The organism is Nocardia asteroides, from assembly GCF_021183625.1.
In the GTDB taxonomy this organism is placed as follows: Bacteria; Actinomycetota; Actinomycetes; order Mycobacteriales; family Mycobacteriaceae; genus Nocardia; species Nocardia asteroides_A.
Window position 1 is genome coordinate 6,877,737 of the sequence record NZ_CP089214.1, and the last position, 21,879, is coordinate 6,899,615.

The following is a 21,879-nucleotide window of genomic DNA, read 5'->3' on the forward strand; positions in this document are numbered from 1 at the left end:
GCTTTCCCGAAGTGATTCTATAAGTAGATGTATACGCACATCGCCTGCGGCAACTGTACGTAGACGCATACTCATATGCAACCCCTCGGGTGGATTGCGGTTGCGGCGCTGGTCAGCTGTTGCCGGCCACCACACCGTCGCTGTGCCTGGCCAGCGCGGCCACGGCCTCGCCGCGGGTGCGCAGCCCCAGCCTGCGCGCGAACTCGCGGAGCTGGTCGCCGACGAACCAGGTGGGGCCGTTCGGCAGATTCGCGATGGCCTCGGCGACGACCTCGGCCGCGGTCGCGGCGCCGGGCAGCGGCGCGGTATCCGCGGGGTCCAGCGCGCCGCGGCGCACGAGGGCCCGGCGCAGCGCGGGGGTGTCGGTGGTGCCGAGCACCAGCGCGAGCACATCGACCCCGTGCGGCCGCAGCTCCGCCCAGAGGGCCTCGGTCAGCACCAGGTCGAACGCCTTGGTGGCCGCGTAGGCGGCCATGTTCGGGGCCCCGTACAGCCCCGCGACCGAGGTGAGCACCACGATCCCGCCGCGCCCGCGCTCCACCATGGGGCCGGCGAAGTGGTGGCACAGGTGCAGCGGCGTCGCGCAGTTGCGCTGCAGCAGCGCCAGCGCGGGCTCGACCGGCCCGGAGAGCAGCGGCGTGTAATCCGGATCCGCTCCCGCGCAGTACAGCAGCATGCCGACCGCGAGGCCGTCGGTCACCGCGCGGATGCTCGCCACCGCGTCCGGCTCGGCGAGATCGACGGCGAGCACCCGCACCTCGACGCCGGTGTCCGCGCGGAGCTCGGCGGCCAGCTCGTCGAGCGCGGCGCGGCGGCGGGCAAGCAGCACCAGGTCGAGGCCGCGCTCGGCCATCGCGCGGGCGTAGTGGGCGCCGATCCCCTCCGAGGCGCCCGCGATCACCGCCCAGCGGCCGTAGCGCTCGCGGAAGCCGCTCACGCGAACGGCTCCTCGCCCTCGAGCTTCGTCCGGTGCAGCAGCCGCCCCGACTCCGGGTCGTAGGGCCTGGCCCGGTGCATGGTACCGGTGTTGTCCCAGATGACCAGATCGCCGACCGACCAGGTGTGCCGGTAGACGAACTGCGGACCGGTGGCCCAATCCCGCAGCCGGACGAGCAGATTCACGCTCTCCCGGAAATCGGCGTCGACGATGTGGCGCGCGGTGCAGCCGAGCACCAGCGATTTGCGCCCGGAGCGGTGCGTCCACACCAGCGGCAGCTCGCGGTCGCCGATCGCCATCATCCGGCGCAGGGTCCGGTGGTCGGGCTCGGGGTCGTAGTAGAACAGGGTGTTCCAGGCCGAGTGCATGACCCGCAGCTGCTCCAGCCGCTGCTTGTCGTCCGCGGAGAGGTCGTCGTAGGCGGCGTAGGTGTTGCAGAACTCGGTCTCGCCGCCGGTGGGCGCCAGCACCTTCGACGACAGCAGCGAGGCCCGGATGGGCACGTCGTTCATGGTGCCGTCGATATGCCAGAACAGCGAACCCTTCAGGTACTCGGCCTGCCGGTTCACCGAGGAGTCGAGGGTGACGCTGTAGACCTCCTCGCCACTGCGTTCGGGGGCGAAGGTGCCGAGGGTCCGGGTGAAGGCGACGTGCTCGTCGTCGGTGAAGCCGATGCGGGGGAAGACCAGGACGCCGCGCTGTTCGAGTAGGTCGCGCAGTGCGGTGGCGTGCGCGCCGCTGAGCAGCGCGTCCTTGTCCGCGTGCACCGCGGAGGCGATGCGGGGGGTCAGCTCGGTGGTTTCCAGCAGCGCGTTCGGCATGCGGTAACTATACATCGATGTCTAGTTATTGGGGGCGGCCTAGAGTCGGAGCGTGACGTCGAACGGAGCGCCGCGCCGCGGCGGCCGCCCCACCCGGGCCGAGGCGGCGGCCCTGCACCAGCGGCTGCGCGCCGCCGCCGTCCGGACCTTCCTCGCCAATGGCTACGACGGGACGACCATGGTCGCGATCGCGGAGGCGGCCGAGGTCGCCAAGGCCACCGTCTACGCGCGCTACCCCGACAAGCGCGCGGTCTTCCTCGACGTCATCCCGTGGGCGCTGAGCCGCGCCGTCCACCCCGCGGCCGAGCCGGACGACGGCGACGGCGACCTGCGCGCCACCCTGCTCGCCATCGGCCGTGCCGCCATCGAGCACGCGCTCGACGCCGATATCGTCCAGCTGCACCGCATCGCCGGCGCCGAGGCGCACCGCTTTCCCGAATTCGCCTCTGCCGCCGGGTCGTTCGGCTGGGCGGGACGTCAGCAGCAGGTCATGGCGGTGCTGCGCAGGCACGCCGAGGCGGGCGCGCTCGCCATCGACGACCTCGAGCTCACCGCCGAGCACTTCATCGCGATGGTGGAGATCCTGCCCGCCCGCCTCGCCGACTTCGGCGTCTACCGCAGCCCGCGCGATCAGCAGCGGCACCTGACGCACGCGGTCGACCTGTTCCTGCGGGGTGTGCTGGCGCGGTAGGCCGGAGAGCGGCCGGTTGTCCGGCGCGGCCGCGGTGTCGTCAGTCGGCCCTGCGGTTCGGGCAGCGTAGGGGCGTTCCACTCAGGAGGTGGTCGTGAACCGCACGGTGGCCTCGACGATGCCGTCCAGCAGCTGCTCGCGGACAGGGGCCGGCTCCTCGGCGAGCCCGGGGGGCGGATCGTGCATGAAGGTGAAGTGGCCCGCCTCCGGTAGGACGCGCACTTCGACGTCGGCGGGCGCGGTTCGCAGGTGTAGCGCCTGCTCCGGCGGGGTGACGGTGTCCCGGCCGCCGGCGTAGACCAGCAGCGGGATGGTGAGTTCGTCGAGCGCGCCGGGAGCGGTGAACCACCCGGCGGCCGGGGTGTAGAGGACCGCACGGCGGATGCGCGGTTCCGCCGGTGGGCGCAGCGGCGTGCCGTCCGGCCCCCGCGCGACCGCGCCCGCCAGGCAGAGCGTGGCCCACGCGCCGATCGAGTGCCCGATCGCCACCACCTCGGCGCCGGGATCCGCGTGCCGGGCCAGGGCGTCGACGAGCCCGAGCGGACGGGCGAGCAGCTCGGAGCCGGACGGCTCACCGGGGACGCGGAACTGCGCGAAGTGCGGGGCGATCACCCGGCAGCCCGCAGCCGACAGGCGTTCCAGCAGCGGACGGTAGCGGCGGGGATCGCCGCCCGCGCCGGTGGCGAACAGGACGGCGAGGCGCGCGGATTCCGGACCGAGGGTCAGAGTGTCCACCGCCGTGACGGTACGGCATTCCCGCTACCGTGGCGCGCGCCCGGGAAGCAGCCTGCGCCGGTACCCCAGCCGGACGGCGAGCCGGGCCGCTCCGCCGAGGACCACGCGTTGCAGCCACTCCGGCGGCCCCGCGAGGTAGCCGTCCTGGAGTTGCCAGAGCAGAGCCAGGGCGAGGGGGTCGCGCGGGATGCCGGAGCGGCCCGTGCGGCCCGTGCGGTCCAGTGCGCTCCACAGCCGGAACATGTCGAGATGCCGGAGGGGGGGCCGGATCTCGTGGTCGAGCTCGGTGCCGGGGTCGAGGCTCTCGAAGGCGTGCACCGCGCCGGGCGGGGCGTGCACGGTGTCGCCCGGCCCGGCGACGGTCGCGGTGCCGTCGATGACGAAGCGGAGCCGGCCGCGGGTGACCGTCCAGGTTTCGGCGAGGACCGGGTGCCGGTGCGGGCCCGCCTGTCTGCCCGGGGCGGGGAGGGTGTGCCGGAGCCGCAGCACCTCCGGGAGATCGGCGACGACCTCGACGCGGTGGCCGTTGCGGAACTCCAGTACCACGGTGAGATCCTGCGTCCGGCGCACTTCGCCGTCTTCCGCTACCTCGAGCCCGACGGGTCGCGGATCGGGGCGCTGGCCGAGGCGGCGGGGATGACGCAGCAGTCGATGGGGGAGCTGGTCGGCCACTTGGAGCGGGCGGGGTTGCTGCGGCGCGAGGTCGATCCGGCGGATCGGCGGGCGCGGTTGGCGGTGCCGACCGAGGCCGGGCGGGCGGCGTTGCGGATCGCCGCGGATCGGCTCGCCGCGCTGGAGCATCGGGTGATCGGGGCCGTCGGCGCGGACGGTGTCGCCGAGCTGCGGCGGCTGCTCACCGCGGCCGGGACCGCGGTGCGGGAGTGCTGACCGGATCGGCCCGATCGGTCAGTCGTCGGGTGCTGCCCGGCGGTTGCGCTTGGTGACGCCGCGCCGCTTCTTCGCGGAGATGCGCCGCTCGGTCGCACCGCGCGAGGGCTTGGTGGCGCGGCGCACCGGCGGCGGGGCGGCGGCGGCCGCGCGCAGCAGCGCGGCCAGGCGCTCGCGGGCGGCCGCGCGGTTCTGCAGCTGCGCGCGCTGCTCGGACGCGGCGATCGTGAGCACCCCGTCGACCAGCTTGGAACCGAGCCGCTCCAGCATCCGGGCGCGCAACCGCTCCGGCACCGAGGGCGAGCCGGCGAGGTCGAAGGAGAGCTCCACCCGGCTGTCGGTGGTGTTGACGCCCTGCCCGCCGGGGCCGGACGAGCGGGAGAACCGCTCGCGCAGCTCGGACGCGGGGATGACCAGCGCCCGCGTCACCGCCAGGTCCACCGCCATCGTCCGCCTCCTTTCCGCTCCGGGTCTCCCGGAAAACGGTGGCAGCCGCCGACGGGACGCGCAAGCCCATTTCGGAGCAGTCCGCGGCGGTGCGCGTAGCCGGCGGCCCGGGTGTGGCCGCGGACGCCGAGCCGGTTCAGGATGCTCGAGACGAGGGCGGTCACCGCAGGTTGTGGCCGGAAAGTGGAATGGACACCTGTCTGGACGACCGGCCATCCCTTCGGTAGCGTGATCGGAACCTCAATCGCGAGAGCAAGGACGCTTATCTCGATGCCGAACACGCACTCGATCCCGTCCGGTCCGCAGGACATCACCGCGCGCTGGCTCGCCGACGTGCTCGGCGTGGCCGTCGACGACGTCCGCGTGGAGCCGATCGGCACCGGCCAGACCGGCGCCACCTACCGGGTGACCCCGACCGCCCCGCCGGAGTCGAAGCTCCCGCCGACCCTGGTGGCGAAGCTGCCTGCGCTCGACCCGGCCATCCGCGAGCGCTGCGCGCTCGGCTACCGCTCCGAGTGCGCCTTCTACGCCGAGGTCGCCGGCTCGGTCGCGGTCCCGCTGCCCACCGTGTACCACGGCGACATCACCGAGAGCGCTACCGATTTCGTGCTGCTGCTCGAGGATCTCGCCCCGGCGGCCCAGGGCGATCAGCTCGCCGGATGCACCCCCGAGCAGGCCGAACCCGCGGTCACCGCGCTCGCCGGGCTGCACGGCCCCCGCTGGTGCGACCCGGCCTGGCTGACCTTCACCGGCACCGCCATGCCGAAACCGGACGCGAACCTGGCCGCCGGGCTCGCCGGGATCACCCGCACCGCGCTCGACATCACCCTGGACAAGCTCGGCGACCGGCTCGGCGCCGAGAACCGCGCGACGCTCGCGCAAGTGGCCGAGCTGACCGAGCCCTGGCTGCTCTACGCACCGGAGCGGTTCTCGGTGCTGCACGGCGACTTCCGCGTCGACAACCTGCTGTTCCACCCGGACGATTCCCGGATCACGGTGGTCGACTGGCAGACCGTGAGCGTGGGCCTGCCCGCGCGCGACCTGGCGTACTTCCTCGGCACCAGCCTGCTGCCCCCGGTGCGCGCCGAGCGCGAACGCGAACTCGTCGCCCGCTACCACCGCGATCTCGCCGAGTACGGCGTCACCGGCTACCCGGCGGAGACCTGCTGGCAGGATTACCGGATCGGGATGCTGCAGATCCCGGTGCTGACCGCGCTCGGCTTCGCCTTCTCCGCCTCCACCGACCGCGGTGACGACATGGTCGTCACCATGCTCGACCGCGGCTGCCGCGCCATCCGCGAACTCGGCACCCTCGACCTGATCACCGCCGGATGAGCCCGGCGCGCAGCCCCCGCGAGGTGGTCGAGGCGTACAACCTGGGCGCGTGGAACGAACGCGACCTCGGCCTCGCCGCGGAGCTGCTCGGCGAGCGGGTGGTCCGGCACGGGGTCGGGTCGGTGCAGATCCTCACCAACGAGCAGGCGGTGCAGCGGATCAGCGACACCTGGAACCTCTGCTCGGCGCTGCGGTTCCGCATTCCGCTGCTGTCGGCCGGCGCGGACGGCGAGCACGTCACCATCGCCTACGAGGCGGCCATGACGCTCACCGACGGCACCGAGGTGACGATCGGCAGCATCGAGATCTTCCGCGTGCTCGACGGCCGCATCGTCGAGGTCTACAACTGCGGACACGAGCAAGGAGCATGGGCGTGAGCAGCACCTTCGACGAACTCGGCTACTACCTGCTGGCCGGCGCGGGCGACCCGCGCACCCTGGTCGAGGAGGCCCGCCACGGCGAGGCGCTCGGCCTCGGCACCGCCTTCATCTCCGAGCGGTGGAACGTCAAGGAGGCGTCGTCGCTGGTCGGCGCGGCCTGCGCGGTCACCGAGCGGATGCGGATCGCCACCGCCGCGACGAACCACAACACCAGGCACCCGCTGATCACCGGGGCGTGGGCGACGACCATGCACCGGCTCTCCGGCGGGCGCTTCACCCTCGGCATCGGGCGCGGCATCGCCGCCATCTACAACGCCTTCGGCGTGCCCGCGGTCACCACCGCGCAGATGGAGGACTTCGCCGGGGTCATGCGCAGGCTGTGGCAGGGCGAGGTGATCATCGACCACACCGGCCCGATCGGCGACTACCCGGTGCTGATGCTCGATCCCGACTTCCGCGAGGACATCCGGCTGGCGCTGGTCGCCTTCGGCCCGCAGACCCTGGCCCTCGGCGGGCGCGCCTTCGACGACGTCGTCCTGCACACCTTCTTCACCCCGGACACCCTGCGGCGCAGCGTGCGGATCGTGAAGGAGGCCGCGGAGCAGGCCGGGCGGAACCCCGACGACGTCCGGGTCTGGTCGTGCTTCGCGACCGTCGGCGACCACCTCCCCGAACAGCTGCGGCTGCGCAAGACCGTGGCCAGGCTCGCCACCTACCTGCAGGGCTACGGCGACCTCATGGTGCGCACCAACGACTGGGACCCCGCCGTGCTCGCCCGCTTCCGGCAGGACCCGATCGTGACCTCGGTGCCCGGCGGTATCGACCACAAAGCGACCCCGGACCAGATCGAGCACATCGCCGGGCTCATCCCCGACGAATGGCTCGAGCCCGCCGCCACCGGCAGCCCCGCGCAGTGCGTGGCGCGGATCCGGCAGGAGTTCGAGTACGGCGCCGACCGGGTCATCCTGCACGGCGCCACGCCCGGCGAGCTGGAGCCGATCCTGGCCGAGTACGGCACCGCCTCCTAGATCACACTGCCGCGGTTCAGCGGCGACGCTCCAGTGGCAGCCCGGCATCCCGCCAGGCGGCGATCCCGCCCGCCAGGCTGTACGCGTCGTACCCGGCCCGGCGGGTGAGCGCGGCGAAGTGCTGCGAGACCCGCCCGACCGGGCAGACGAAGACCAGCGGGCGGGACCGGCAGAACGGCAGCTGGTCGGGGGTGAGGCCGCCGAGCAGGTCGTCGCGCAGGTTGATCGAGCCGGGGATGTGCGCGACGCGGTAGGCCATGGCGCCGCGGGTGTCGACGACGGTGCTGGGCCGGTCGCGGTCCAGCTCGGCCAGGTGCTCGGGGGTGAGCCGGGGGACGGCGGCGAGCTCGGCGGGGTGCGGCGGGGCCGGACGGGCCGGGTCGTCGAAGAGCCCGGGGCGGCGGGCCCGCAGGTAGGACAGGTACGGCTCGAGCCGGTCGCAGACGATGAGCACGGCGACCAGATCCGGGTCACCCGGCCGCAATTCGGCCGCGGCGGGGCGGAGGACGTCGAGCGCCGCGGCGTAGGCGGCGCCGGAGGTCGGCCCGGCGAGCACGCCGTAGCGGTGTGCGAGCAGCAGCGTGGCGCTGACCGCGTGCTCGGCGGCGACGGCGACGATCCGGTGGTAGAAGTCCGGCTGGAAGAGCCCGACGTCCCACATCTCGGTCTCCGAGCGGATGCCGGGGATGAAGTCGTCGCGCGCCGACACCACGCCGACGGTGCGCAGCCCCGGATTGTGCTCGGCGAGCGCGGTGGCGGTGCCGCGGGTGGAGCCGGTGGTGCCGAGCCCGCCGATCACGTAGTCCACCCGCTCGATCCCGCTCCCGGCGAGCGCATCGCGGATCTCCCGGCCGGTGCCGCGGTAGTGCGCCTCGACATTGCGCTCGTTGGTGTACTGCGAGGGGTGGTACCACTTCCCCGGCTCGCGGGCCATGGTCGCGGCGATGACGGCGGCGACGTCGTCGGGGGCGGTGGGGTCGGGGCACTCGGAGAGCCCGGGCAGCTCGACGATCTCGGTGCCGAGCAGCCGCAGCGTGTCGCGCACCTCGTCGACCTTGATCCGGTTGGTCACCGCGCGCAGCCCGATGCCGTGCCTGGCGCCGAGCACGCGCAGCGCCTTGGCGGTGTTGCCGCTGGAGGCCTCCAGGAAGCCGCGGCCGCGCAGCTCGGGCAGGTCGTCGCGGATCATGCCCCAGGCGGCGCGGTCCTTCACCGAGCCGAAGGGGTTGTGCGACTCCAGCTTCGCGAAGAGCTGCAGCCGCTCGATGCCGTGCACGGCGGCGTCGAGGCGGAGCAGGGGGGTGTCGCCGATCAGTTCGGTGATGTCGTCGTAGGCGCGCACGGGCCCTCCTCGGCGGGGCGGTGGCCGGCGTCGGGGCCGGCGGTGAAGGTGGAGCGGTCTCGGGTGACGGCGAGTCGGCGCGGCAGCGGGTGCATGGCCGCGGTGCCCGCGGAGAGGTCGGAGTGGTAGCCGGCGGTGTTGGGGAAGACCAGCAGGTCGCCGGGGCGGGGGCGGAAGGGGAGCCGGATCGCGCGGTTGCTGATCATGTCGCGCTCCAGGCAGAGGCGGCCGGCGAGGAACACGCCGAGTGGTTCGGGGTGCTCCGGGGGTGGCTGCGCGGGGACGAGGAGCGGGTCGACCAGTGCTTCCTGGTCCGCCGGGGTCACCTGGTCCCGGCTGAGGTCGAGGTTGACGAGGACCGTCCCGTCGGGCAGATCCTTGGTGAACTCCACCGACGCCACGGTGATTCCGGCGTGGTCGGCGAGCGCCTTGCCGGGTTCGAGCCAGAGCCGCAGCAGGTTGTCGGTGAGGATCGCGGCCAGCGGGCGGTGCTGGCCGGGGATCTCGGCGTCGAGCAGGGCCGCCAGCGCGGCGGTGGCGGGCACGGTGTTGGCGTACTTGTGGAAAACCGGGATGCCGTGCACCGACCCGTCGCCGACCCGGTAACCGAAGGTGGCTCCCGCCCAGGTCAGGGGCGGGCCGTCGCCGAGCAGGGCGGTGCGAAGGGCGCGGGTGTAGGTGTCGTAGGCGGCGGGGTCGGCGGTGAAGACCTGGCGCAGCCCGCCGCCGATGTCGAGCACGTCGGGGGAGAGGCCGGCGCTCCAGGCGCTCTCCAGCAGGGCCAGGCAGGTCGTCACGGCGCGCAGCCGGTCGCGGTGCTCGCCGGTGTCGAGGTGGAAGGACAAACCGCGCAGCGCTACTCGGTCGTGATTGGCGGCCAGGAGCGGCCAGAGCGCATCGACTTCGTCGGCCGGGATGCCGAAGCGGCTCACGGCGGTGCCGGGAAATCCGCTGACCCGCAGCAGGATCGGGACGGGGTGTTCGGCGAGGGCGATGATCCGGTCGAGCTCCCAGCGGTTGTCGACATTGATCGTGACGCCATCGGCCAGCAGCCGGCGCAGGAGGCGCTCGCCCTTGGGGCCGGTGGCCTCGATGCGGGCAGGCGGGAAGCCCGCGCCGAGCGCGCTGTCCAATTCCCCGGCCGAGGCGATATCGATGTCGAGGCCCAGGTGCTGGGTTTCGCGCACGAAGGCGTGCGACCGGTTGACCTTGTGCGCGTAGCAGAGGCGGTGCTCGACGCCGCGTGCCGACAGCACGCCCCGCAGTGCCGCGGCATTGCGCGCGAAGACCTGCGGGAACACCAGGTGCAGGGGAGTGCCGTGCCGGGCGGCGACCGCGACGAGGGCGGTGTCGACGAACTCGCGCACGAGCGGGTCGAGGAGCGCGGGGACGGCAGGCGGGGTCACCGGGGTCGCCCGGTGCGGGGTGGACAGGTGGAATCAGGCGGATTCATGGCGCATTCCTCGGTTCGGCGACGCGCGGCAGTGCCGGGCGCGAGCACCCGCGCCTCGGCTGGGCAACGCACACCGCTGCCGAAACCGGCGCGGTGCGCTGCGCTCACCGGCCCGGGCGGAACTACCTCAGCGGACGGCGAGCTTTGGGAACGACTCGTCGCGCACCGGCGGCCCGCGCCGCGACATCGCGTGCCGCAGCCGCACCCCGCGCGGCGGCGCCGGATACTCCACCGGCACGGGACCTGGCGTCGCGGTGACCGCGGTCAGCACGGGAAGAACGACCCGGGTGAACAGCGTGCGCACGAGCGCGAACAGCGCGCGCTCCCCGCGCCACAGCCACAGCCCGCAGACCGCCGCGGCCAGCGCGTGCGCGGCGAGCATGCCCGCCCCACCGCCGTGCGCACCGTGCTCGACCCCGAACCACAGGTGCAGCACCGCCTGCCCGCCGAGCAGCCCCCCGCCGATGGCGACCGGCCCGCGCTCCCGATCGGCCACCACCCAGGCCACCGCCGCCACCGCGAGCAGCGCCGAGACCAGCGTGGCCCCGGAGACAGCGGCACCGGCGGCGCAGGCGTGCCCGGCTGCGGCGAGCGCGACGCAGAGCAGCGCGAAAACCGCCGCGCGGCAGAGCCGTACGGCGGGCAGCGCTCCCGCGCCGAGCGTCATCGCCGCATCCACCCCCTGCCGGACGGTCTTCGTGCCGGACAGCGTAGGCGGGTGCGATCCGGCGGGGTTGCGCAGGGGGCCGCGCGACGGCTACGCCCCGTGGCGTAATCGGCCGCGGGGGCGATGATCTCGTCGGCCGGCCGCTCGATCACCCACTGCCGCTGCCCGCCGGGGAACGGGCGCGCTGGATAATAGAGCGAGTGCTCTGTTATCGTGTAGGCATGCCCCGCCCCCGCCTGCACGACCTCGACGAGCTGATGGACGTCGCCGAGCGCATGGCCGTGGAATCTGGCCCCGCCGCGGTCACCGTGCGCGCCCTGTCGCAGACCGCCGGGGTCTCGAACGGTGCGATCTACCACGCCTTCGGCTCCCGGACCGCGCTGCTCGGCCGGGTGTGGCTGCGCGCGGCGCAGCGCTTCCTCGCGCTGCAGCGGGAGGCCGTGCGCGGGGCGTCGGGCGACGCGGTGGAGGCGGTCGTCGCCGCTGCCGACGCGCCCGCGGAATTCCTGGTGCAGCAACCGGTTTCGGCGCGGTTCCTGCTCGCCGTCGCACGGGAGGAGCTGCTCGGCTCCGGCGACATCCCCGCCGACCTCGCCGCGGAGCTCCGCCACCTCGACCGGGTCCTGACCGAGCTGTTCGGCACCCTGTCCGGCGACGTCTTCGCCCGCCGCGACCGCGAAGCCGTCGCGGTCGTCCGCGACTGCGTGGTCGAACTGCCCACCGCCCTGCTCCTGCGCGGCAACCGCACCCCGGACCCGCCGGTCCGCGCACGCCTCGCCGCCGCCGTCCGCGCGGTCCTCGCCCTGCCTCCGCCCCCACCGACCTGAAGGAACCCCCATGCCCGCGACCCTGCGCTACGAGGGCGACATCGCCGTCCTCACCCTCGGCACCGACGAGAACCGCTTCTCCCCGGACTGGCTGGACGCCGTCGGCACCCACCTCGACGCCGTCGAGCGCGACGCCCGCGGCCTGATCACCATCGGCACCGGCAAGTTCTACTCCAACGGCCTCGACCTGGAGTGGCTGCTGGCCAACGGCGACCACGCCGAGGAGTACGTCGCCCGCGTCCAGGAGCTCTTCGCCCGCGTCCTGACCTTCCCGATGCCGACCGTCGCCGCGGTCAACGGCCACAGCTTCGGCGCGGGCGCCATGCTCGGCATCGCGCACGACTACCGGCTCATGCGCGCCGACCGCGGCTACTACTGCTTCCCCGAGGTCGACATCGACATCACCTTCACCCCCGGCATGGCCGCGCTCATCCAGGCCAAGCTCACCCCGCGGGCAGCGCTCACCGCCATGACGACCGGCCGCCGCTTCGGCGCGGACGACGCCCTCGCGGCCGGGCTCGTCGACGGCACCGCCGCCGAACCCGAGCTGCTCACCGCGGCGCTGGCCCGGCTCGCGCCGCTCACCGGCAAGAACCCCGCGACCGTCGCCAGGATCAAGGCCACCATGTTCGGCAGCGTCACCGCGGCCCTGCGCTGAGTACGGTGGGCGCATGGAGATCCGCGCCGTCCTGCCCGGCGACCGGGCCGAACTGCTCGCGCTCGGCAGCCGCGCCGGGGCGGGCTCGCCGACCGAATCGATCTGGGGCCACGCCGAATCCGAGGCCGCGGTGTATCTCACCCCGTACTTCGAGCTGGAGCCGGAGTCGCTGTTCGTCGCCGTGTCCGGCGGGGAACTGGTCGGGTACCTGGCCGGCTGCGTCGACACCGCCACGTTCCCGAGCGAGGAGCAGCGGATGCGCCGGGCGATCACCGACCACCGGCTGTTCTTCCGGCGCACACCACTGACGTTCTTCGCGCGCGCCGCCATCGATGCCCTGCGGCCCGGTCCGGCCGCGGGTGAACTGGACGACCCGCGCTACCCGGCGCACCTGCACATCAACCTCGTGCCCGAGGCGCGCGGGACCGGCGCCGCTCGTCCCCGGCCTGCGTTACCGGGGTGCGCGGGTGCGTCAGCGCACGATGGTCCGCGCGTCGCGCTGATCGCGGCGGCGGCGCAGGCGGCGGACGACGAACCAGCCGCAGGCGAGCACGACGGCGGCGATCACCCCGTACTGGAAGACGGCGGTGTACGGCTCGACCCGATGCCAGTTCGCGCCGAGCGCGTACCCGGCCAGTACGAAGACCGTGTTCCAGATCAGGCTGCCCGCGGCGGTGAGCACGCTGAAGTACAGGAAGTTCATCCGCTCGACCCCGGCCGGGATGGAGATGAAGCTGCGGAACATCGGGATCATCCGGCCGAAGAAAACGGCCTTGCCGCCGTGCCTGCCGAACCAGGCGGCCGAGCGGTCGACGTCATCGGCGTCGAGCAGCGGGATACGGCCCGCGATGCGGCGCAGCCGCTCGTGCCCGAGCCCGGCGCCGAGGCCGTAGAGCAGCCAGGCGCCGAGCAGCGAGCCGATCGTGGTCCACACGATCGCCGACACCAGCGAGAAGTCGCCGAGCCGCGCGGCGAAACCGGCCAGCGGCAGGATGACCTCGCTCGGCAGCGGCGGGAAGAGGTTCTCCAGGAAGATGGCGAGCCCCGCTCCGGGGCCGCCGAGCCGTTCCATCAGGTTGACGGCCCAGCCTGCCAGGCCGTCGGGCGGTGCGGTTTCGATGGGGGGCTCCTTCCGTCGCGGGCGGCGGGGAAACCGCCCGTTTCGGACATTCCCCGTCGGCGCGCCTGGACACCTCCGCCGGGGTCGGCGCCGTCGGGGTCAGTGTCGCAGCGCGGCGGTGAGCAGCTCGACGGTCTGGATGCGGCCGGTGCTCTCGTCGAGCGGCTCGGACTCGAACTGCCCGGCGGCGGCGGAGATCATGATCTCGTCGACGCCGTGCTCGGCGGCGAAGGCGCGCAGCCGCTTGGCCACGTCGCCGGGCTCGCCGATGAACCAGTTCCGCGCCTGGTGGTCGATGATCCGCCGCTCGGCCTTGTCGGAGGGGTTCGCGCGCACCTCGTCGACGGTCTCGGCCGCGCGCAGCGGCTTGTTCGAGCGCATGCGGGCCATCATGCGCAGGTGCGGCAGGGCGCGCTCGAAGGCCTCCTCGTGGGTCGGGGCGACGACGGCGTTCGCGGTGAGGAAGCTCTTCGGCTCCGGATGCTCGGCCGAGGGCCGGTACTGCGTGCGGTAGAGCGACATGGCGTGGTCGAGGTGGTCGCCGGCGAAGTGGTTCGCGAAGACGTAGGGCAGGCCGAGCTGCGCGGCCAGCCGCGCGGAGTAGTCGCTGGAGCCGAGCAGCCACACCTCGGGCGTGCTGGTCGCGACCGGGGTGGCCTTCACGGTGTACTCGCCGCCGGTGGCGAAGCGCAGGGTCGCGCCGTCGGGGTGCGAGAGCGCGATGATGTCCTTGATGTTGTCCGGGAAGCGGTCGACGTCGCTGGTCGCGCCGGACTGGCGGAGCAGCTGGGTGATCACCTGGTCGCTGCCGGGCGCGCGGCCGATGCCGAGGTCGATGCGGCCGGGCGCGAGCGCCGCCAGCGTGGAGAACTGCTCGGCCACGATCAGCGGCGCGTGGTTGGGCAGCATGACCCCGCCGGAGCCGAGCCGGACCCGCTCGGTGCGGCTCGCGGCGGCGGCGATGAGCACCGGCGGCGAGCTGGCGGCGATGGCGGGCATGTTGTGGTGCTCGGCGAACCAGTAGCGGTGCACGCCGAGCTCGTCGGCGCGCCGCACGAGCTGCATGGACGCCGCGACGGCCTGCGCGGTGGTCTGGCCGGTGCGCAGCGGGACGAGGTCGAGCAGGGAGAGGGTGAGTGCCATGTTCGTACCAATCCTTCGGACGGCGGGCGTCACGGGTGGGTGGTCAGCCGCCGGTGGGGCGGCCGAGCGCGTCGATGGTGCGCCGGAGGTGCGCGAGCTCGTCGGCGGTGTGCGGGCAGACCTGGTCGATCTTGCCGGTGACGGCGCGGACCTCGGCCTCGAGCGCGAGCCCGCGCTCGGTGAGGTCGACGAGGACGCGGCGCTCGTCCCCCGGATCCCGCCGACGGGTCACGAGCCCGGCGGTTTCGAGCCGCTTGACCAGCGGGGTGATGGTGCCGGTGTCCATCTCCAGGCAGGCGCCGAGCGCGCCGACGGTCCGCGGCGCACCGTCGATGAGCGCGAGGACGACCAGGTACTGCGGGAAGGTCAGCCCCAGCGGTTCGAGGATGGGTTTGTGGTGACGGATCATCCGGTTCGCCGCCCCGTAGAGCGCGAACGACAGCTGCCTGCCCAGTTCGCCGGTTCGTTCTCCAGCGCGTGATTCCATAGTGCACTAGATACTAGCGTGCTGGAGCAAATGGTGCCATCGGCCCCGGTGTGGGGCTGTCCGGGAGCGCTGCCAGCGTCTACTATTGGTTGTAGTAGACGAGTAGGGGGTTCTCGAATGGAAGTCATTACGGTCGAGCGGGTGATCAATGCGCCCGTCGAGCGGGTCTTCGACTGGCTCGCCGACGCGGGCAACTATCCGCGGTCGCCGGTCGTCCTGCGGGCGCGGCTCGTGCGGCCGGGCGCGCAGGCGCCGTACGGGGAGGGGGCCGTGCGGGTGCTGGTCTGGGTGATCGGCTGGTTCCGCGAACGGGTCACCGCCTACCGGCCGCCGCACGAGTTCGAGTACCTGGTCGAGCGGAGTTTTCCGCCCGCGCGGCACGAGGGCGGGCGGCTCACGTGCACCGCGGTGCCCGGCGGTACGGCGGTGGTGTGGACCACCACCGCCGAGATTCGGGTGCCGTTCGGCGCGGGGGTGCTCACCCGGGTGGTGGCGAAGCCGGTGATCGCGTTCGTCTTCGGTCGCGTGCTGGCCGCGGCGGATCGCGCTCTTCGCCCCTGAGGTTGTCGCCGTCTCACAAACTGCGGCGGCGCGCCTCGGACAGATACCCGTCGAGCACCGCGCGCGTGGCCTCCGCGCGGTGCGGATCGCCGGCGGCGAGCGCGGCGCGGTGGGCTGCCTCCCAGCGCGCCACGCCGGCGGTGACCCTCGGGTCCGGCTGTTCGGTCAACGGGACTGCCCGGGTGGTAGACATGCCCACTATTTTCGCGTCCAAGTTAACTTCGGGCAAGCGTCGAAACGGTAAATATGAAACGTTTCACTCGATGGCTTCTGAGCGCGTGGGCTCGGCGACTCACCCGCCCAGGTGTTCGTGCTGCAGGACGCCCATGCGCAGCGCGTTCCGGTAGCGCCCACCGGCGAAGTACTCGTCGCGCAGGATGCCCTCGTCCTGGAAGCCGAGCTTGCGGTACACGTGGACGGCCTTCTCGTTCACCACGTCCACGATCAGGTACACCTTGTGCAGGTTCAGCACGGCGAAGGCGTAGTCCAGCGCCTTGCGGGTCGCGACGGTCGCCAGCCCGCGCCCCTGGTGCCCGGGCGCGACGATGATCTGGAACTCCGCGTTGCGGTGCACCGGCGCGATCTCCCGCAGCTCGACCAGCCCGGCCTGCGCGCCGTCCACATCCAGGACGAAGCGGCGTTCCCGCTCGTCGTGGATGTGCCGGTCGTAGATGTCGCGCAGCTCGACGAGCGCCTCGAACGGCTCGTCGAACCAGTAGGACATGATCTGCGCGTCGTTGAAGAGCTGGTGGACGAAGGGGAGATCCTCGCGCTCGAGGGCGCGGAGCCGGGTGTTCACATGCCGAGTCTATTGCTGAACAGTTGCTACTCGGCCTGGAAGCGCAGCAACTGGACGGAGGCGAACTGCCTGGACTCCAGCGGCCGGAGCCGGATCCGGTCGGCCAGCGCCGGGAACATCGGGGTGCCACCGCCGAGCACCACCGGCGAGAGGTAGACGTGGTACTCGTCGATCAGCCCGTGCGGAATGACCGCGGCGGCGAGTTCGGCGCCGCCGATCTCGGCGAGGCCGTCGCCCTCGGCCTTGATCCGGCGCACCTCCTCGACCGCGTTCTCCTTGACCAGGGTGCTGTTCCAGGGGACCTCGGTGAGCGTGCGGGAGAAGACGACCTTGGGCACCGCGGTCCAGAGCTGCCCGAACTCGCGCTCGATCGGCGGCGCGTCCGCGGCCACGTGCGGCCAGTACTCGGCCATGAGCTCGAAGAGCCTGCGGCCGTTGAGCACGATCTCGAGCTCCCGGAACCGGTCGTTGTGGTGCTGGTGCAGCTCGTCGTCCGGGTCGGACCAGTCGATACTGCCGTCCCGGTCGTTGATGTAGCCGTCCAGGGACACGCCGAAGCCGTAGATCAGTCTTCTCATGCCGGGTAGACCTCCTGTGCGCCGGAAACTCATCGGTGCCGCGTTATCGGTGCGGCGCCCCGGGTAGCTCGCGGGCATGACGCAGCTCCGTGAACTCCGTCCGCCCACCATCGAAGGCGCCGCCGACGCGGCGCGGGTGCTCGCCGAGGTACTCGCGCCGACCGTGGCGCAGGGCGCGATCCTGCGCCGCCCGCGGATGGTGGCGTTCGCCGAACGGCTCCGGCTCGACGCGCGCGCGGTCGCGCTGCTGCGCGGGCTCCGCGCGCGGCGCGGGCCTGCGCCGGTGCGGCTCGCGCTCCCCGGCATGTCGATGGCCGTGCTGCTCGACCCGCCCGACGTCGCGCGGCTGCTGGCGAGCGAGCCGGGCCCCTTCGAACCGGCCGCCGGGGTGAAACGCGCCGCGCTGAACCACTTCCAGCCGCACGGCGTGCTGGTGAGCCGGGGCCGGGTGCGCGCCCGCCGCCGCGCCTTCAACGAGGCCGCGCTGCAGACCCCGAACCCGCTGCACGGCATCGCCCCGCAGCTGACCGCCCGGGTCGAGGAGACCGCGCGGCACCTGCTGCGCCGGGCGGGGGAGACCGGCGAGCTGGACTGGGACACCTTCGCCGAGCAGTGGTGGCGGCTGGTCCGCACCGTGGTGCTCGGCACCGCCGCCCGCGACGACACCGCCCTCACCGACGAGCTGGCCCGGCTGCGCGCCCGCGCGAACTGGGCCTTCGCCGCACCCCGCGACGAGACCGGACACCGCAGGCTCGCCGCGGGCATCCAGCGCTACCTGGAGGCCGCGGAGCCGGGCACGCTCGCGGCGGCGATCGCCGCGGCCACCCCGGATTCGGACATCGAACCGGCGGATCAGGTGGCGCACTGGCTGTTCGCCTTCGACGCCGCGGGAATCACCACCTTCCGCACCCTGGCGCTGCTGGCGGCGAACCCCGAACAGGACGAGTGGGCCAGGCAGGAGCTGCCCGACGCCGGGCCGAGCCGGTTCGAGCGGCTGCGCGCCTGCGTGCTCGACACCGTGCGGCTGTGGCCGACCACGCCGATGATCCTGCGCCAATCCACCGCGCCGAGCACCTGGCACGGCCGCGAATTCCGCGCGGGGACGACATTTCTGGTGTTCGCGCCGCTCTTCCACCGCGACCCGGACACCCTCGGCGACGCCGCCGATCACTTCACCCCGCGGCTCTGGCTCGACGGCCGCGCCGACGAGCACCCCGCGCTGGTGCCGTTCAGCGCGGGGCCGGGGGTCTGCCCCGGCCGCAATGTGGTGCTGCTGACCACGTCCACGCTGCTCGCGGCGCTACTGCGGGAGCAGCGCTTCGGCATCGCCGCCGGTGCGGTGCCCGCCGCGCCGGTGCCGGCCGGGATCGATCACTTCCGGATCCGGCTGGGCCTGCGCGGCTGACCGCCGATCAGGTGGGGCCACCGGCCCTGATCCCCGCGGTGTCGATGCCGAGCGCGCGCAGCCGGGCCAGGTAGGTCTCGACGGTGCGCAGCTTCACCTCCTCGTAGCCGCGCACCAGGTCGGCCGCGGCGGCGACCGCGACGGCGTGCGCGTGGCCGTCCGGGGTCAGGGTGGCGGTCAGGGTGCGGATCGTCTGCTCGTAGTGCGCCGCGAGGCGCCGCTCGAGCCGTCGCATCCGCGTGAACCCGAAGGGGTCGAAGGGCGTTCCGCGCAGCCCGCGGCCGCGGGCGAGCAGGCGCAGCGCCGCGGGGGAGCGCAGCCCGATCTTCTTGTCCCTGCCGAGTGCGCGCAGGGTCGGGGGGTGCAGCTTGTAGGTGAGGTTGCCCGCGCCGGGCAGCTCGTCGCGGACCGCGTGCAGGAAGGCGGGGTCGACCAGCATCCGGGCGACCTCGTACTCGTCCTTGTAGGCCAGCAGCTTGTGCAGCCCGTGCGCCACCGCCGCGGTGAGCTCGCTGCCCGCGCCGATCGCCTGCTCGGCGGCCCAGACCTGCTGCACCAGCGCGAGATAGCGGGCGGCCAGCGCCTCGCCCTGGTAGGCGACGAGCTGGGCGGCGCGGCGCTCGACGGTGCCGCGGACCGCGCCGGTCACGCCGAGCGGGGCGAGCAGCCGCGCGGGTAGCGGGGCATCGTCGCTGCGGTGCGAGCGCTCGCCCGCGCGGGTGGCCGCGGCGAAGGCCGCCGGGTCGGCGACGGCGACCCGGCCCCAGGCGAAGGCGCTCCGGTTGGCGCGCACCGCGACCCCGTTGAGCGCGATGGCCTCCTCGATCGCGGCGGCGTGGATGGGCAGCGCCCCCGCCTGGTAGGCGGCGCCGACCAGCAGCGAGTTGGCGGTCGCGGAGTCGCCGAACAGCACCTCGGCGGCGGCCACCGCGTCGAAGCCGAGCACGTCCCTGCCCGCGGTGGCGAGCCGGTCGAGCAGCACGCCCTCCGCCGGGTAGGCGACCGAGGCGTCGTGCACCATGTCGCCGGTCGGGGTGCGGCTGGTGGAGGCGACGACCAGGGTGCGCTCGGCGCTGCCGTAGCGCAGGTTGCGGTCGTCGGCGGCGGTGAGCAGGTCGAAGGCGAGGAAGCAGTCGGCGCCCGCGGGGGCGATGCGGTTGGCGGCGTCGACCGCGCGCCTGCTCAGCCGCAGGTGCGAGGTGACCGGCCCGGCCTTCTGGCTGAGCCCGGTCTGGTCGAGCCCCTCCACGTGCAGCCCGGCGCGCAGCGCGGCGGTGCCGAGCACCTGGTTGGCGGTGACGATGCCGGTGCCGCCGACCCCGGCGAGGAAGACGTCGAAGGTGCCGTCGATCTCGGGCAGCTCCGGGTCGGGGACCTCGGGCGGGGCCGGGGGCGCGGTGCGGGCGGGCGGTGCGGGCACCTCGGGCAGCTCGACGGTGACGAAGGCCGGGCAGTCACCGTCCAGGCAGCTGTAGTCGGTGTTGCAGCCGGTCTGGTCGATCCGGGTCTTGCGGCCGAACTCGGTCTGCACCGGCCGCACCGACAGGCAGTTCGACTTCACCCCGCAGTCGCCGCAGCCCTCGCAGACCGCCTCGTTGATCAGCACCCTCGTGCGCCGCACCGGCGCCTCGCCGCGCTTGCGCTTGCGCCTGGTGTCGGCCGCGCACGGCTGGTCGTAGATCAGCACCGTGACACCGGGAACCTCGCGCAGCAGGCGCTGGGCCTCGTCCAGACGGTCGCGATCCCACACCAGCACACCGGGCGCGAACGCGGCGCCGCGGTGCCGCTCCGGCTCCTCCGCGCAGACGATGGTTCGCACCACCCCCTCGGCGGCGAGCTTGTGCGTCAGCCGCGGCACCGAGAGCCCGGCCTCGGCGGGCTGGGCGCCGGTCATGGCGACGGCGGCGTTGTAGAGGATCTTGTAGGTGATGTTCACCCCGGCCGCGATGCACGCCTGGATCGCGAGCTGCCCGGAGTGGAAATACGTTCCGTCGCCGACATTCTGGAAGATGTGGCCGATGTCGGTGTACGGCGCCTGGCCGATCCACTGCGCGCCCTCGCCGCCCATCTGGGTGAGCCCGGTGACCTGGGAATCGGTGCGCGCGGACATGGTGACCAGGGTGTGGCAGCCGATCCCGCCCCCGGCCAGCGAACCGTCCGGGACCACGGTGGAGCGGTTGTGCGGGCAGCCGGAGCAGAAGAAGGCGGTGCGCTTGGTGTCGAGCACGCTCAGCGGCAGCGCGGCGGGCAGCGGGGTGCGCAGCGGAACCCGTTCGCGCAGCACGGTGCGCAGCGGGCCGACCAGCCGGGCGGCGGTCAGCTCGCCGTCGGCCGGGACCAGCGGGCGGCCGTCGGCGGCGCGCTTGCCGAGGACGCCCGGCGCCCGCGCGGTGCCGTACAGCGCCTCCAGTACCTGGGATTCCGCGAACGCGGTCTTGTCCTCCACGACCAGCACCGCCTCCACCCCGGCGGCCACGCGGCGGACCTTGCCCGCATCCAGCGGGTAGGGCATGCCGACCCGCAGGATCCGGATCCCCGCCCGCCGCAACTCGTCCGCACCCAGCCCGAGCTCCTCCAGCGCCTGGCGCACCGCGTCGTAGGCGGTCCCGACCGCAACGATGCCGAGCCAGGCGTCCCCGGTGTCGACCTCGATGCGGTCGATGTCGTTGACGGCGGCGAACTCTCGCACCATCGCCCACCGCGGCCCGTACAGATCCGCCTCGGCGAGGACGCTGTCCGGCGGGGCGGCGAGCACCCGCTGGCGGTAGGTCCAGGGCCTGCCCTCCCACTCCAGCCGGGGAACGGTGATGCGGAAATCGGTGAAATCGCGGTCCAGCGTCCACAGCCCGTCGGCGACGTCGGCCACCAGTTTCAGCGCGGGCCAGCACCCCGACGCCCGGGACAGCGCCACCGCGTACAGCCCGAAGGCCACGACCTCCTCGGCATTGCGCGGGAACAGCACCGGCATCGACAGCGCCGCCAGCGAGCGTTCGCTGGCCGCGGGCACCGACGACGACTTCGCCGCCGGATCGTCCCCGACCAGTGCCAGCGCGCCGCCGGCCGGGTGCGCGCCGTACATGGCGGCATGCCGCAGTGCGTCACCGGCGCGATCCAGCCCGGGGCCCTTGCCGTACCAGACCCCGATCACCCCGTCGTGTGTCCTGCTTCCCTTGGGCAACTCCAGCTGGCTGCCCCACACCGAGGTCGCCGCCAGCTCCTCGTTCACCCCGGGCACGAGTCGCACATCGTGCTCGGAGGCCAGCTCCGGCAGCCCGGCGAGCAGGCGATCCAGCCCGGCCAGCGGACTGCCCTGGTAGCCGGAGACGAAGGTCGCCACCCGCCGCCCCGCGCGCCGATCGCGCTCGTGCTGCTCCACGAGCAGCCGCGCGATGGCCTGCACGCCGGTGAGCAGCACCGGGCCTGTCGCACTCCGGTACCGATCCGCCAGATCCACGGAATCGGTCACCGGCTGAACATCGTCGACGTGCGTCATATCCGCACCGCCTCGGCAGAACTCGACATCTGGCGCCCCCAGTATCGATATCGGTTGAATCCGGTCAACGAAGCATCGAGATCA

25 protein-coding genes are annotated in these 21,879 nt (G+C 73.2%); 9 read left to right on the forward strand and 16 right to left on the reverse strand.

Annotation, left to right across the window (positions count from 1 at the left end):
• Window positions 1–112: 112 nt before the first annotated feature.
• Both LTT61_RS31990 and LTT61_RS31995 read right to left on the reverse strand, forming a co-directional pair.
• Window positions 113–937, reverse strand: coding sequence for an SDR family NAD(P)-dependent oxidoreductase (locus LTT61_RS31990; RefSeq protein ID WP_233017728.1), 825 nt, complete (start codon window positions 935–937; stop codon window positions 113–115).
• Window positions 934–1,758 (reverse strand): TauD/TfdA dioxygenase family protein, encoded by an 825-nt coding sequence (locus LTT61_RS31995; protein WP_233017729.1) that lies wholly within the window; start codon window positions 1,756–1,758, stop codon window positions 934–936. The genes LTT61_RS31990 and LTT61_RS31995 overlap by 4 nt, the downstream gene beginning before the upstream one ends.
• 52 nt (window positions 1,759–1,810) lie before the next feature.
• Here LTT61_RS31995 and LTT61_RS32000 point away from each other — a divergent pair, with 52 nt between their 5' ends.
• The gene (locus LTT61_RS32000) at window positions 1,811–2,449 is read left to right on the forward strand and encodes a TetR/AcrR family transcriptional regulator C-terminal domain-containing protein (protein WP_233017730.1); all 639 of its coding nucleotides are present in this window, start codon (window positions 1,811–1,813) and stop codon (window positions 2,447–2,449) included.
• Between the two features lie 81 nt (window positions 2,450–2,530).
• On the opposite strand, the gene LTT61_RS32005 is transcribed toward LTT61_RS32000, so the two are convergent.
• Both LTT61_RS32005 and LTT61_RS32010 read right to left on the reverse strand, forming a co-directional pair.
• Entirely contained in the window at window positions 2,531–3,184 is a 654-nt protein-coding gene (locus LTT61_RS32005) for an alpha/beta hydrolase family protein (RefSeq protein ID WP_233017731.1), read from the reverse strand.
• A 24-nt stretch (window positions 3,185–3,208) separates the two neighbouring features.
• On the reverse strand, window positions 3,209–3,730 hold the full coding sequence (locus tag LTT61_RS32010) for a cupin domain-containing protein (protein WP_233017732.1): 522 nt from the start codon (window positions 3,728–3,730) through the stop codon (window positions 3,209–3,211).
• Here LTT61_RS32010 and LTT61_RS32015 point away from each other — a divergent pair.
• Window positions 3,704–4,072 (forward strand): MarR family winged helix-turn-helix transcriptional regulator, encoded by a 369-nt coding sequence (locus tag LTT61_RS32015; RefSeq protein WP_233017733.1) that lies wholly within the window; start codon window positions 3,704–3,706, stop codon window positions 4,070–4,072. The two genes, LTT61_RS32010 and LTT61_RS32015, sit on opposite strands and share 27 nt — an antisense overlap.
• Window positions 4,073–4,090: 18 nt before the next feature.
• Here LTT61_RS32015 and arfB read toward each other — a convergent pair whose 3' ends face one another.
• Complete coding sequence (gene arfB / locus LTT61_RS32020; protein WP_233017734.1) at window positions 4,091–4,519, reverse strand: alternative ribosome rescue aminoacyl-tRNA hydrolase ArfB; 429 nt, start codon at window positions 4,517–4,519, stop codon at window positions 4,091–4,093.
• Between the two features lie 270 nt (window positions 4,520–4,789).
• Here arfB and LTT61_RS32025 point away from each other — a divergent pair, with 270 nt between their 5' ends.
• From LTT61_RS32025 to LTT61_RS32035, 3 genes are read left to right on the forward strand one after another with little or no spacing between them, the layout of a single operon-like run.
• A complete protein-coding gene (locus tag LTT61_RS32025; RefSeq protein WP_233017735.1) occupies window positions 4,790–5,854 on the forward strand; it encodes a phosphotransferase family protein in 1,065 nt (354 codons plus the stop codon).
• Window positions 5,851–6,231, forward strand: a complete 381-nt coding sequence (locus tag LTT61_RS32030) for a nuclear transport factor 2 family protein (RefSeq protein WP_233017736.1) — start codon at window positions 5,851–5,853, stop codon at window positions 6,229–6,231. Before LTT61_RS32025 ends, LTT61_RS32030 begins: the two co-directional genes overlap by 4 nt.
• Entirely contained in the window at window positions 6,222–7,262 is a 1,041-nt protein-coding gene (locus LTT61_RS32035; RefSeq protein WP_233017737.1) for a TIGR03857 family LLM class F420-dependent oxidoreductase, read from the forward strand. Before LTT61_RS32030 ends, LTT61_RS32035 begins: the two co-directional genes overlap by 10 nt.
• A 16-nt stretch (window positions 7,263–7,278) precedes the next feature.
• Here LTT61_RS32035 and LTT61_RS32040 read toward each other — a convergent pair whose 3' ends face one another.
• The 3 genes from LTT61_RS32040 to LTT61_RS32050 form a co-directional block, all read right to left on the reverse strand.
• The gene (locus LTT61_RS32040) at window positions 7,279–8,604 is read right to left on the reverse strand and encodes a pyridoxal-phosphate dependent enzyme (RefSeq protein ID WP_233017738.1); all 1,326 of its coding nucleotides are present in this window, start codon (window positions 8,602–8,604) and stop codon (window positions 7,279–7,281) included.
• Window positions 8,574–10,010, reverse strand: coding sequence for a decarboxylase (locus LTT61_RS32045; protein ID WP_233017739.1), 1,437 nt, complete (start codon window positions 10,008–10,010; stop codon window positions 8,574–8,576). Before LTT61_RS32045 ends, LTT61_RS32040 begins: the two co-directional genes overlap by 31 nt.
• A 174-nt stretch (window positions 10,011–10,184) precedes the next feature.
• Window positions 10,185–10,724 (reverse strand): hypothetical protein, encoded by a 540-nt coding sequence (locus LTT61_RS32050; RefSeq protein WP_233017740.1) that lies wholly within the window; start codon window positions 10,722–10,724, stop codon window positions 10,185–10,187.
• Window positions 10,725–10,945: 221 nt separating this feature from the next.
• Between LTT61_RS32050 and LTT61_RS32055 the strand changes: the two genes are divergently transcribed.
• Both LTT61_RS32055 and LTT61_RS32060 read left to right on the forward strand, forming a co-directional pair.
• A complete protein-coding gene (locus LTT61_RS32055) occupies window positions 10,946–11,551 on the forward strand; it encodes a TetR/AcrR family transcriptional regulator (protein WP_233017741.1) in 606 nt (201 codons plus the stop codon).
• Between the two features lie 10 nt (window positions 11,552–11,561).
• On the forward strand, window positions 11,562–12,209 hold the full coding sequence (locus tag LTT61_RS32060) for an enoyl-CoA hydratase-related protein (RefSeq protein WP_233017742.1): 648 nt from the start codon (window positions 11,562–11,564) through the stop codon (window positions 12,207–12,209).
• Here the strand turns inward: LTT61_RS32060 and LTT61_RS32065 are convergent.
• The 4 genes from LTT61_RS32065 to LTT61_RS32080 all read right to left on the reverse strand — a co-directional run bounded on the left by LTT61_RS32065 (window position 12,190) and on the right by LTT61_RS32080 (window position 14,959).
• On the reverse strand, window positions 12,190–12,606 hold the full coding sequence (locus LTT61_RS32065) for a hypothetical protein (RefSeq protein ID WP_233017743.1): 417 nt from the start codon (window positions 12,604–12,606) through the stop codon (window positions 12,190–12,192). The genes LTT61_RS32060 and LTT61_RS32065 overlap by 20 nt on opposite strands.
• A gap of 75 nt (window positions 12,607–12,681) precedes the next feature.
• A complete protein-coding gene (locus LTT61_RS32070) occupies window positions 12,682–13,281 on the reverse strand; it encodes a DedA family protein (protein ID WP_233017744.1) in 600 nt (199 codons plus the stop codon).
• Between the two features lie 147 nt (window positions 13,282–13,428).
• Window positions 13,429–14,472: an LLM class flavin-dependent oxidoreductase gene (locus tag LTT61_RS32075; protein WP_233017745.1), complete on the reverse strand. Its 1,044-nt coding sequence runs from the start codon at window positions 14,470–14,472 to the stop codon at window positions 13,429–13,431.
• Window positions 14,473–14,515: 43 nt separating this feature from the next.
• A complete protein-coding gene (locus LTT61_RS32080; RefSeq protein ID WP_233017746.1) occupies window positions 14,516–14,959 on the reverse strand; it encodes a MarR family winged helix-turn-helix transcriptional regulator in 444 nt (147 codons plus the stop codon).
• 117 nt (window positions 14,960–15,076) lie between these two features.
• Here LTT61_RS32080 and LTT61_RS32085 point away from each other — a divergent pair, with 117 nt between their 5' ends.
• Window positions 15,077–15,520, forward strand: coding sequence for an SRPBCC family protein (locus LTT61_RS32085; RefSeq protein WP_269821829.1), 444 nt, complete (start codon window positions 15,077–15,079; stop codon window positions 15,518–15,520).
• A 13-nt stretch (window positions 15,521–15,533) separates the two neighbouring features.
• Here the strand turns inward: LTT61_RS32085 and LTT61_RS32090 are convergent, their stop codons facing one another.
• The 3 genes from LTT61_RS32090 to LTT61_RS32100 all read right to left on the reverse strand — a co-directional run bounded on the left by LTT61_RS32090 (window position 15,534) and on the right by LTT61_RS32100 (window position 16,897).
• Complete coding sequence (locus LTT61_RS32090) at window positions 15,534–15,713, reverse strand: hypothetical protein (protein ID WP_233017748.1); 180 nt, start codon at window positions 15,711–15,713, stop codon at window positions 15,534–15,536.
• A 99-nt stretch (window positions 15,714–15,812) separates the two neighbouring features.
• Window positions 15,813–16,319: a spermidine N1-acetyltransferase gene (speG, locus tag LTT61_RS32095; RefSeq protein ID WP_233017749.1), complete on the reverse strand. Its 507-nt coding sequence runs from the start codon at window positions 16,317–16,319 to the stop codon at window positions 15,813–15,815.
• Between the two features lie 26 nt (window positions 16,320–16,345).
• Window positions 16,346–16,897, reverse strand: coding sequence for a dihydrofolate reductase family protein (locus LTT61_RS32100; RefSeq protein WP_233017750.1), 552 nt, complete (start codon window positions 16,895–16,897; stop codon window positions 16,346–16,348).
• A 76-nt stretch (window positions 16,898–16,973) separates the two neighbouring features.
• Here LTT61_RS32100 and LTT61_RS32105 point away from each other — a divergent pair, with 76 nt between their 5' ends.
• On the forward strand, window positions 16,974–18,302 hold the full coding sequence (locus tag LTT61_RS32105; protein WP_233017751.1) for a cytochrome P450: 1,329 nt from the start codon (window positions 16,974–16,976) through the stop codon (window positions 18,300–18,302).
• Window positions 18,303–18,309: 7 nt separating this feature from the next.
• On the opposite strand, the gene LTT61_RS32110 is transcribed toward LTT61_RS32105, so the two are convergent.
• Window positions 18,310–21,795 (reverse strand): indolepyruvate ferredoxin oxidoreductase family protein, encoded by a 3,486-nt coding sequence (locus tag LTT61_RS32110; RefSeq protein ID WP_233017752.1) that lies wholly within the window; start codon window positions 21,793–21,795, stop codon window positions 18,310–18,312.
• Between the last annotated feature and the right edge of the window lie 84 nt (window positions 21,796–21,879).